The 11,032-nt window shown below is 59.9% G+C and carries 10 protein-coding genes; all 10 read left to right on the forward strand.

Annotated elements, in window-relative coordinates; all coding sequences use genetic code 11:
* Window positions 1-124 precede the first annotated feature (124 nt).
* The 10 genes from hmpA to IAE40_RS22280 all read left to right on the forward strand — a co-directional run bounded on the left by hmpA (window position 125) and on the right by IAE40_RS22280 (window position 10,743).
* The gene (gene hmpA, locus IAE40_RS22235; protein WP_200603876.1) at window positions 125-1,303 is read left to right on the forward strand and encodes an NO-inducible flavohemoprotein; all 1,179 of its coding nucleotides are present in this window, start codon (window positions 125-127) and stop codon (window positions 1,301-1,303) included.
* Between the two features lie 351 nt (window positions 1,304-1,654).
* Window positions 1,655-2,161 (forward strand): disulfide bond formation protein B, encoded by a 507-nt coding sequence (locus IAE40_RS22240; protein ID WP_054892511.1) that lies wholly within the window; start codon window positions 1,655-1,657, stop codon window positions 2,159-2,161.
* 556 nt (window positions 2,162-2,717) lie between these two features.
* The gene (gene cyoA, locus IAE40_RS22245; protein ID WP_054892512.1) at window positions 2,718-3,662 is read left to right on the forward strand and encodes a ubiquinol oxidase subunit II; all 945 of its coding nucleotides are present in this window, start codon (window positions 2,718-2,720) and stop codon (window positions 3,660-3,662) included.
* Between the two features lie 3 nt (window positions 3,663-3,665).
* Window positions 3,666-5,684: a cytochrome o ubiquinol oxidase subunit I gene (gene cyoB / locus IAE40_RS22250; protein ID WP_063546100.1), complete on the forward strand. Its 2,019-nt coding sequence runs from the start codon at window positions 3,666-3,668 to the stop codon at window positions 5,682-5,684.
* Window positions 5,685-5,687: 3 nt separating this feature from the next.
* The gene (locus IAE40_RS22255) at window positions 5,688-6,311 is read left to right on the forward strand and encodes a cytochrome o ubiquinol oxidase subunit III (protein WP_054892514.1); all 624 of its coding nucleotides are present in this window, start codon (window positions 5,688-5,690) and stop codon (window positions 6,309-6,311) included.
* Window positions 6,311-6,643 carry a cytochrome o ubiquinol oxidase subunit IV gene (gene cyoD / locus IAE40_RS22260; protein ID WP_054892515.1) on the forward strand — a complete coding sequence of 111 codons (333 nt, stop codon included), beginning with the start codon at window positions 6,311-6,313 and terminating at the stop codon, window positions 6,641-6,643. The genes IAE40_RS22255 and cyoD overlap by 1 nt, the downstream gene beginning before the upstream one ends.
* 11 nt (window positions 6,644-6,654) lie before the next feature.
* Window positions 6,655-7,542, forward strand: a complete 888-nt coding sequence (cyoE, locus tag IAE40_RS22265; RefSeq protein ID WP_054892516.1) for a heme o synthase — start codon at window positions 6,655-6,657, stop codon at window positions 7,540-7,542.
* Between the two features lie 120 nt (window positions 7,543-7,662).
* A complete protein-coding gene (locus IAE40_RS22270; protein ID WP_153774772.1) occupies window positions 7,663-8,790 on the forward strand; it encodes a hypothetical protein in 1,128 nt (375 codons plus the stop codon).
* Between the two features lie 162 nt (window positions 8,791-8,952).
* Window positions 8,953-10,161, forward strand: a complete 1,209-nt coding sequence (gene alaC / locus IAE40_RS22275; RefSeq protein ID WP_054892518.1) for an alanine transaminase — start codon at window positions 8,953-8,955, stop codon at window positions 10,159-10,161.
* Between the two features lie 198 nt (window positions 10,162-10,359).
* Window positions 10,360-10,743, forward strand: coding sequence for a YkgJ family cysteine cluster protein (locus IAE40_RS22280; protein WP_054892519.1), 384 nt, complete (start codon window positions 10,360-10,362; stop codon window positions 10,741-10,743).
* The last annotated feature ends 289 nt before the right edge of the window (window positions 10,744-11,032 follow it).

Here is an 11,032-nt window from a genome sequence, read left to right on the forward strand (position 1 = left end):
ATTGATTCAGGTCATATTGACTTCATTGATATCAAGTTGTTGATTTAAAAGAATTTAATTGTTGGCATTGTAATTGCGATTGGCTGGGTAGTCATTCGAAGCCCAAAGCTCAGGAGTCACTGCAATGCTCAATGCCGACCAACGTGCAATCATCAAGGCTACCGTCCCGCTGCTCGAGAGCGGTGGCGAGGCGCTGACCACTCACTTCTACAAAATGATGCTCAGCGAGTATCCCGAAGTGCGTCCGCTGTTCAACCAGGCGCATCAGGCCAGCGGTGACCAGCCTCGTGCGCTGGCCAACGGCGTGCTCATGTATGCCCGTCATATCGACCGGCTGGAACAACTGGGTGGCCTGGTTGGCCAGATCATCAACAAGCATGTGGCCTTGCAGATCCTGCCCGAACATTACCCGATCGTTGGCAGTTGCCTGCTGCGTGCCATCGAGGAAGTGCTGGGCAAGGACATCGCCACCCCGGAAGTGATCGCTGCCTGGGGCGCGGCCTATGGCCAGCTGGCCGATATTCTTATCGGTGCCGAAGAGGGCCTGTACAAGGCCAAGGAAGAGGCTGACGGCGGCTGGCGTGGTGCCCGGGATTTTCGTGTGGTGCGTCGTGAGCAGGAAAGCAGCGAGATCGTCTCGTTCTACTTCGCCCCCATCGATGGCAAGCCGGTACTCAAGGCCGAGCCTGGTCAGTACATCGGCCTGCAGTTGTTTATCGACGGTGCCGAACAGCGCCGCAACTATTCGCTCTCGGCATTGTGCGATGGCGAACAGTACCGCATCAGTGTCAAGCGCGAGGCCGGGGGCAAGGTGTCGAACCATCTGCACGATCAACTGCAGGTCGGCGACACGCTCAAGCTGTTCCCGCCGTCTGGCGACTTCACCCTGGCACCTGGCGACAAGCCGCTGGTGCTGATCAGTGGTGGTGTCGGCATCACCCCGACCCTGGCGATGCTCGAGGCTGCGCTGAAGACCGAGCGTCCGGTGCACTTCATCCACTGCGCACGCAACGGTTCGGTGCATGCTTTCCGTGACTGGATCGACAGCCTGGCGGCGCAGCATCCGCAACTGCAACGCTTCTATTGCTATGCCGAGGACGACGGCAGCCGTGACGCCAATGCGGTCGGCCTGCTGACCCAGGATCTGCTGGCCGAGTGGCTGCCGCGAGCGCGTGACGTGGATGCCTACTTCCTTGGACCAAAGGGCTTCATGGCGGCGATCCGTCGTCACCTCAAGGCCCTGGGGGTTCCGGATGCGCAGAGCCGCTACGAGTTCTTCGGGCCGGCGGCTGCTCTGGAATGATCTACTGACCAGGCTGGCGTCTTCGCGGGCAAGCCCGCGAAGGGGTTGGCCTGTCCATATATAAGGAAGGATGAACAGCGCCCCTCAGCTTTCATCTTTAATCCTCCTTTAATCACTGTATCCTTCACTCCCGGGTGTCGAGGGGCTGGTCCCTGCGCGACGCCCGGGCAGCCGCTTTTTTTACCGGCCAAGGTTGAACCGATGTTGCCAACGCCGGTCACAGCATCTCCGGATAGCCCTGCGCAGCGCTGTCTCGCCGCTTCCTCGACACGCTAAGAGACCATCCCTGCGTGTAGACTTGCGCCCAGGCAGGCGGAACACGCTGCCACCTATCCATCCAAGGAATCGGCAATGAACGAACAAACCCTGCGCCTGAATCGGGAACGGCGCTTCCTCGTGCTGTTGGGGGTAATCTGCCTCTCGCTGATCGGCGGCGCGCTGTACATGCAGGTCGTGCTAGGCGAGGCACCTTGCCCGTTATGTATCCTGCAGCGCTATGCCTTGCTGCTGATCGCGCTGTTCGCGTTCATTGCCGCAGCCATGCCCGGACGACGGAGCCTGACCTTCTTCGAGGCGTTGGTCGTGCTCAGCGCAATTGGCGGAATCGTTGCGGCCGGCAACCATGTGTATATACTCGCCAACCCGTACGCCAGTTGCGGCGTCGATGTACTGCAGCCGATAGTCGACGACCTGCCCCTGGCGCGGCTCTGGCCCCTGGCATTCCAGGTCGACGGTTTCTGCACCACACCGTACCCGCCCATCCTGGGTCTGTCGCTGGCGCAATGGGCGCTGGTGGCGTTCGTCCTCACTGCCATCCTGGTGCCGCTGGGCATCTATCGGAATCGGCGCCGGGCTTAGACAAAAGTCCCGATTTGATGCAGGTCTATTGCACGGTGAGATAACCGGCAAAATTTCCCCAGAGACTGATCCTGATCAACGTTGAGCCCTTGTAATACAAGGGTTTCAGGGCTATCAAGCCGGGTGCGACAAACTGTCGCGAAGTTGATTTTTCAGGCAGGATTATTACAAATCCTGTAAAAGACTGTTGCTCAATAAGTCATAGTCAAGGGGGGGCGACCTATCTACAATCGCCCCCAATTTCCGTTCGGCACTGCTTGCGAGTCGCAGGATTGAAGGAAGCCCCAGCGCTCCTTTTGCTGACTTCGACAAGTTTCGCCCAACGGCGATCCGGGCGGACACCCCTCCGCGTTTTCCCGCACCAAATGGAATTGGTCTGAAGTACAGGCCTTTAGCCTAAGAAAACCCCAAGCTCGTCCATACGCTCAACGCCCAGATCCAGCAGTCGGATCCCAGGCAGGCGCGGGTTCGAGCTCGAAATGCTAACGCTTGGCAGGACGAAGTGTTGGCGAACAAAACACATTGCATTGAAGCAAGCTGATCTAGAGGTCGTGAGATGAGTAAAAAGCGTTACCCCAGACTGTTTGGCATATTGCCCTTTTTAGGCATGCTTTTACTCAGTGGGTGCAACTGGACCCTGCTCGACCCGAAGGGCCAGGTCGGCATTGAGCAAAAGAACCTGATCCTCATCGCTACCGGCCTGATGCTGCTGGTCGTGGTGCCAGTCATCATCATGACCCTGGTCTTCGCCTGGAAGTACCGCGCTTCCAACAAGGCTGCCACCTACACCCCCGACTGGTCGCACTCGACCAAGATCGAAGCTGCGGTGTGGATCATCCCGATCCTGATCATCATCGCCCTGGGCTACGTCACCTACCACTCCACCCACAAGCTCGACCCTTATCGTCCGCTGGATTCCGATGTGAAGCCGGTGCAGATCGACGTGGTCGCCCTGGACTGGAAATGGCTGTTCATCTACCCGGAGCAGGGCATTGCCACGGTCAACAAGATCGTCTTCCCGGCTAACACCCCGGTCAACTTCCGCGTGACCTCCGACGCCGTGATGAACTCGTTCTTCATCCCTGCGCTGGGCGGCCAGATCTACGCGATGGCCGGCATGACCACCAAGCTGCACCTGATCGCCAACGAAAATGGCGAGTTCGACGGTATTTCCGCGAACTACAGCGGTGCTGGCTTCACCGGTATGAAATTCAAGGCAACCGCCACTTCGCAAGCCGACTTCGATGCATGGGTCGCGCAAGTGAAGGCTTCGCCGAAGAAGCTGGACAAGGCCGAATACGACGCCTTGGCCAAACCAAGCGAAAACAACCCAGTCGAGCTGTACAGCGAGGCTTCGCCTGACACGTTCCAGCTCATCGTCGACAAGTACGAAGGCATGAACCGTGGTCGTCCGAGCCACGAAGAAGCAGGCAGCAAAGACCTGGCCACTACCAAGGGTGTGGAAACGAGTATGCAACCAGCTGCCGGTGCAGAGGAGTAAGAGATGTTCGGTAAATTAAGCCTGGAGGCGATTCCCTATCACGAGCCGATAGTCATGGTGACGCTTGCCATTGTCGCGCTCGGGGGCCTCGCCGTCGTTGGTGCCCTCACCTATTTCCGCAAGTGGTCCTACTTGTGGACCGAGTGGCTGACCACGGTCGACCACAAGAAGATCGGGGTGATGTACATCATCGTCGCGATGGTCATGCTGCTGCGCGGCTTCGCCGACGCCATCATGATGCGTACCCAGTTGGCTGCCGCGACCGGCGGCTCCGAAGGCTACCTGCCGCCTGAACACTATGACCAGATCTTCACCGCCCACGGTGTGATCATGATCATCTTCATGGCGATGCCGTTCTTCACCGGCCTGATGAACCTGGCCCTGCCTCTGCAGATCGGTGCACGTGACGTTGCCTTCCCGTTCCTGAACTCCCTGAGCTTCTACCTGCTGCTGGCAGGCGTGCTGCTGGTCAACATCTCGCTGGGCGTCGGCGAATTCGCCAAGACCGGTTGGGTTGCCTATCCGCCACTGTCGGGGATCCAGTACAGTCCGGGCGTAGGGGTTGACTACTACATCTGGGCGCTACAGCTATCAGGCTTGGGTACGACACTCACAGGCGTGAACTTCCTGGTCACCGTCCTGAAGATGCGCGCACCTGGCATGAAGCTGATGGACATGCCGATCTTCACCTGGACCTGCACCTGGGCCAACGTGCTGATCGTCGCTTCCTTCCCGATCCTGACCGCCGCACTCGCCCTGCTGACCGTTGACCGTTATCTGGACTTCCACATCTTCACCAACGAGCTTGGTGGGAACCCGATGATGTACGTCAACCTGTTCTGGGCCTGGGGTCACCCTGAGGTGTACATCCTGATCCTGCCGGCGTTCGGCGTGTTCTCGGAAGTCACCTCGACCTTCTCCAGCAAGCGTCTGTTCGGCCACCACGCGATGATCTACGCATCGGGTGCCATTGCCGTACTGGGCTTCGCGGTCTGGCTGCACCACTTCTTCACCATGGGTGCAGGCGCCAGCGTCAACACCTTCTTCGGCCTGGCGACGATGCTGATCTCCATTCCGACCGGTGTGAAGCTGTTCAACTGGCTGTTCACCATGTACCAGGGTCGCGTGCGTTTCACTCCGCCGATGCTCTGGACCCTGGGCTTCATGGTCACCTTCTCCATTGGTGGCATGACCGGCGTACTGCTGGCCGTTCCAGGTGCTGACTTCGTGCTGCACAACAGCCTGTTCGTTATCGCCCACTTCCACAACGTGATCATCGGCGGTGCGGTGTTCGGCTACATTGCCGGCTTCGCCTTCTGGTTCCCGAAAGCCTTCGGTTTCACCCTCAACGAGAAGTGGGGCAAGGCGGCATTCTGGTTCTGGCTGTCCGGTTTCTACGTGGCCTTCATGCCGCTGTACGCGCTGGGCTTCATGGGCATGACCCGTCGTCTGAACCACTCCGACAACCCACTGTGGGAACCCTACCTGTACGTGGCCGTGGTCGGTGCGGTGCTGATCCTGTTCGGTATCGCCTGCCAGCTGATCCAGCTGTACGTATCGGTTCGCGACCGCAACCAGAACCTGGACGTCACCGGCGATCCATGGGGTGGCCGTACCCTGGAATGGTCGACTTCGTCGCCACCTCCGTTCTACAACTTCGCCCACATGCCCGAGAAGGTCGGCCTGGACGCCTGGCAAGAAGCCAAGGAAGCCGGTGTCGCCTACAAGGTGCCGGCCAAGTACGAAGCGATCCACATGCCGAACAACACCGCTACCGGTCTGTTCATGGGTCTGTTCCTGACCATCTTCGGCTTCGCTTTCATCTGGCACATCTGGTGGCTGGTGGGTGCGAGCCTGGTAGCAACCATCGCGGTCTTCGTTCGCCACGCTGCGCGTGACGACCAGGGCTACATGGTCCCTGCCGAAGAAGTGGCGCGCATCGAAGGCGAACGCCAGCGGGCCCTGCAGCTTGCCGGTGTACCTACCGGTGGCGCACGTGTCGAAACCTTTGAACGGGTGTAATCAATGTCCAGTCAAGTAATTCACGGCGATGCACATGGTCACGACCATGGGCACGACGATCACCACCACGACTCGGGCCAGATGACCGTCTTCGGTTTCTGGCTGTACCTGATGACCGACTGCATCCTGTTTGCGTCGCTCTTCGCCACCTACGCGGTGCTGTCCGGCAGTTTTGCCGGCGGCCCGTCGGGTCATGACATCTTCCAGCTCGACTTCGTGCTGGTCGAAACCGCATTCCTGCTGCTGTCCTCGATCACCTTCGGCTTCGCCATGCTGAAGATGTTCGCCGGTAACAAGGCAGGCGTACTGGGCTGGTTGGCAGTGACCTTCCTGTTCGGTGCAGGCTTCATCGCGATGGAAATCTACGAGTTCCATCACCTGATCGTTGAAGGCTACGGCCCGCAGCGCAGTGGCTTCCTGTCGGCGTTCTTCGCGCTGGTCGGTACCCACGGCCTGCACGTGACCTCGGGTCTGATCTGGATGGCCATCCTGATGTACCAGATCAACAAGCACGGCATCACGCCGACTGCCAAGACCCGCATGAGCTGCCTGAGCCTGTTCTGGCACTTCCTGGACGTGGTCTGGATCTGCGTCTTCACCGTCGTCTACCTGCTGGGGGTTCTGTAATGGCTAACGCACACGACACTCACCACGAAGGTAACCACGGCAGCGTGAAGTCCTACATGATCGGCTTCATCCTGTCGATCATCCTGACCGCGATCCCGTTCGGCCTGGTGATGTATCCGACCCTGCCGAAGAACCTGACCGTCCTGATCGTGGTGGCCATGGCCGTCATCCAGGTCGTGGTGCACCTGGTGTACTTCCTGCACATGGACCGCTCGAAAGAGCAGCGTTCCACTGTCTCGACGTTCCTGTTCACCGCTCTGGTAATCGCACTGCTGGTAGGCCTGTCGCTGTGGATCATGTTCAGCATCCACTACGAAATGTTGGCCAAGTGAGGTAAGACTGCATGTCCGTGAAGCACTTTATCCAAATCACCAAACCGGGGATCATTTTCGGTAACGTGCTTTCCGTGGCAGGCGGTTTCTTCCTTGCCGCGAAGGGCCATGTGGACTTCGCCCTGTTCCTGGCGGTGGTGGTAGGTACTTCGCTCGTGGTTGCGTCCGGTTGCGTGTTCAACAACTGCATCGACCGTGACATCGACCAGAAGATGGAACGTACCAAGAACCGCGTCATGGTCCAGGGCGGCATGTCGCTGCCCCTCGCACTGATCTACGCCACCCTGCTTGGGGTGGCGGGCTTCAGCCTGCTGTATGTCCAGGCCAACCCGCTGTCGGCGTTCTGCGCGCTGATCGGCTTCGTGGTCTACGTCGGCTTCTACAGCCTGTGGCTCAAGCGCAAATCGGTGCACGGCACCCTGGTCGGCAGCCTGTCCGGTGCCATGCCTCCGGTGATCGGCTATTGCGCAGTGAGCAACAGCTTCGACCTGGCAGCGGTCACGCTGCTGGTGATGTTCAGCTTGTGGCAGATGCCGCACAGCTTTGCCATCGCCATCTTCCGCTTCAAGGATTACAGCGCTGCCAACATCCCGGTCCTGCCGGTGGCTCGCGGTATCCTGGCGGCGAAGAAGCAGATCGTGCTGTACGTGCTGGCCTTCGTGCTCGCCACGCTGATGCTGACGCTGGGTGGGTACGCCGGTCTGGGTTACCTTGCCGTTGCGGCTGCCATGGGTCTGTACTGGTTGTACATGGCCTGGGGTGGCTACAAGGCCGAGGACGACAGCAAGTGGGCACGCAAGGTGTTCGGCTTCTCCATCCTGACCGTTACCGCGCTGAGCGTGATGATGTCGGTGGACAGCCAGACCGCTGCCGACGTGCTGATGACCTACGCACGCTGAAGCCTTCGCGTTTTACAAGAACCCGGCCTTTGGCCGGGTTTTTTGTTGGCAGATTTTCCGTCTGCGTGCAGGCGTTCGAACACACTAGTTTGGGCCTCCAAACCATCAGGAGGCATCCAAATGAGTGTTTTTACCGTCTATTTCTGTGGCACCGGGTCCCATCGTTTCGATGACAAGAACCCCAACTTCTGGAATGGTGAGCTGATCGCCACGCTGGCGAGCAATCACTCCGGCAGGGAATTCGTCGATTGGATCACAGTCGATGGCCCAGGCAGTGGCAATCTGCAGGACGATGCCCTGTTCGTCGATGACGGCGACTACTACAAAGTGACCGGCACCCTGTTCGGCAAGGGTTGGGATGAGAATGTGCAGCACGCCCTGCAGGTCATCAAGGGCAAGAGTACCTGGGCCCGCACCAAGCTCACCGAGCAGCAATACCAGAACCTGAAGAGTGCAGGCATTCCCATTCCTGATGCCGAGGCCGGCGGCTCGTGGTTCTGGCGCACTTACGACTACGGCGATCGCGCGGTGACTCCTCAGGCCTTGCAGGAGCAGTTGATCAAGCAACTGCGCAAACCGCTGATCCCGACCACGGTCAACCTGGTGGGGTGGAGCAGGGGCGGAATCAGTTGTCACATGCTTGCCAACGCCATGGCGCAAGACCCGGAGCTGTGCGATGTAAAGGTCAACATCTTTGCCATCGATCCGGTGCCCGGCGTGGGTAACGTGCAGTCTGAGCGTGTGCAACTGGGAGCCAACGTGAAGGAGTATGTGGGGTTCTACGCACGAGACGAGCGATCCAAAGGTTTCGCCTGTGTGGTGCCTGTCACTGCATACGGTACGCGTATGAGCGTTCTCCCGATGCCGGGCCGTCATGCAACGCTGGTGGGCAATGCTTCGATAGACGGCGCAGGTTCCGGCAAGGCACTGCCTGAACCGGGGATGATCGTGCGGCACTTCGCCGAGGTTTGCCTGAAGCGTTGGGGGGTAACGCTGGACAAGTGTCTGGATTTGAGCGATGCGGCGCTGATGACCTACCACAAGACCATCGACGCGAACGATGAGCTCTACCGCGCCATGCGCAAGAAGTCCTATACCGTACTGACCGAAGGCACTGCCGATGAACGTATGGTTCACCGCGGCAGCATTGCCACGGAGTTCACCCAGGTGCGTGGCGAGCACATGGACCCCAGCGATGGGTTGAGCATCCAGCGCTTCGACTTGAACGCCTACAAGGCTTTGCGCTGAGTTACACGCTTACCCGCCAACGAGCGAGTCTCGCTGGCGGGCTGCCAATCTGTCGGTAGCCCCTTTACAACGCCAGGGCAACCAGACTATTTTCTGCCTCGGCCACCGCAGTGGCCAACGTCGCTCGGACGGTTCCGGGCGCTTACGTCTCTCGAGGAAAGCATGGCCAACCCAGGTTCGCCGCGCCGCTTTGCGCGCATCGATCGTCTCCCCCCCTACGTCTTCAACATCACTGCCGAGCTCAAGATGGCGGCACGCCGTCGCGGCGAAGACATCATCGACCTGAGCATGGGCAACCCGGATGGCGCGACTCCGCCACATATCGTCGAGAAGCTGGTGCAGGTCGCCCAGCGTGAAGATACCCACGGCTACTCCACCTCGCGCGGCATCCCGCGCCTGCGCCGCGCCATCTCCAACTGGTACAAGGAACGCTACGAGGTCGAGATCGACCCGGACAGCGAAGCCATCGTCACCATCGGCTCGAAAGAGGGCCTCGCGCACCTGATGCTAGCCACCCTCGACCATGGCGACACGGTGCTGGTGCCCAACCCAAGCTACCCGATTCACATCTACGGGGCGGTGATTGCCGGTGCTCAGGTTCGCTCGGTGCCGCTGGTACCGGGCGTGGACTTCTTCAATGAGCTGGAGCGGGCGATCCGCGAATCGATCCCCAAGCCGAAGATGATGATCCTGGGCTTCCCATCCAACCCGACGGCGCAGTGCGTGGAGTTGGACTTCTTCGAGCGTGTGGTCGCCCTGGCCAAGCAGTACGACGTGCTGGTGGTGCACGACCTCGCTTACGCCGATATCGTCTACGACGGCTGGAAGGCCCCCTCGATCATGCAGGTGCCCGGCGCCAAGGATATCGCGGTGGAATTCTTCACCCTGTCCAAGAGCTACAACATGGCGGGCTGGCGGATCGGTTTCATGGTCGGTAACCCCGAGCTGGTCAGCGCCCTGGCGCGGATCAAGAGCTACCACGACTACGGCACCTTCACTCCGCTGCAAGTGGCGGCGATCGCTGCGCTGGAAGGCGACCAGCAGTGTGTGCGCGACATCGCGGAGCAGTACCGGCAGCGCCGCAACCTGTTGGTCAAGGGGCTGCATGAGCTGGGCTGGATGGTCGAGAACCCGAAAGCCTCGATGTACGTCTGGGCCAAGATCCCCGAAGCTTATGCGCACCTCGGCTCGCTGGAGTTCTCCAAGAAGTTGCTGGCCGAGGCCAAGGTCTGTGTCTCGCCCGGTATCGGTTTCGGCGACTATGGCGATGACCATGTGCGTTTTGCCCTGATCGAAAACCAGGATCGCATCCGCCAGGCCATCCGCGGCATTCGTCAGATGTTCCGCGCCGACGGCCTGACCAGCAAGTAAGCCCCAGGCTCAAGCCGCAAGCAGGTCTGCGATGGCAGGCCGTTTGCGGCTTGACCTGCCGCTGGCAGCATGGCGCTCGAAGGTCGCGACCAGCGGCCGTCTTTTTTTCATTTCCCCTCTATCCAGCCGCTCGTGCTTGGATTAAAAATGGCGCCGCGAGCGCCCGCTCGATAACAACAACTTCCCTTCCTGGCCATCATGTCCGAACAGAACCCTTGCCTGACCTGCGGCGCCTGCTGCGGCTACTTTCGTGTGTCTTTCTTCTGGGGTGAATGCCAGTCTTCGGGCGGGTTGGTGCCCGACGATCTGGTGGTGCAGATCAATCCGACCCGCGTGGCGATGATCGGCACAGACGCCAAGCCTTGCCGCTGTATCAGCCTGGACGGCGAGATCGGCAACAAGGTCGGGTGCACCATCTACGAGAATCGTTCCACCCCCTGCCGCGAGTTCGACGCTTCATGGGAGAACGGGGTGCACAATCCCAGCTGTGATGACGCCCGTGCCGCCTATGGCCTGCCACCACTGACACCTCCCGGTGCCAACGAGCCGCACTGGCCTGACGATGGGGCAGAGGTCGCGTGAAAGTGAACGGCCGGATCATTTGCGAAACGGCCAAGCCCATCACGTTTTGCCTGCCGGACACGACCGTTCGTCGGTTGGATCCAAGCGGCGCACCGCTGCAGCCCGCGAAATACGGGCTGCCTTGAAAAAGTATTAACACCATTTGACCGCCCCGGCGGAGCCTCACGCCTGCTCGCCAGCGGCTACACATTCCCAACAAGGAATCATGTAGCCATTGGTCAGGTGTTTCGTCGTCGCGTGTTCGACTAGCCGGCAACATTGCAGTGCGCGCGTTCAAGGACCGAACCAC

The sequence above is a fragment of the Pseudomonas sp. S44 genome, from assembly GCF_016624805.1.
GTDB lineage: Bacteria > Pseudomonadota > Gammaproteobacteria > Pseudomonadales > Pseudomonadaceae > Aquipseudomonas > Aquipseudomonas machongensis.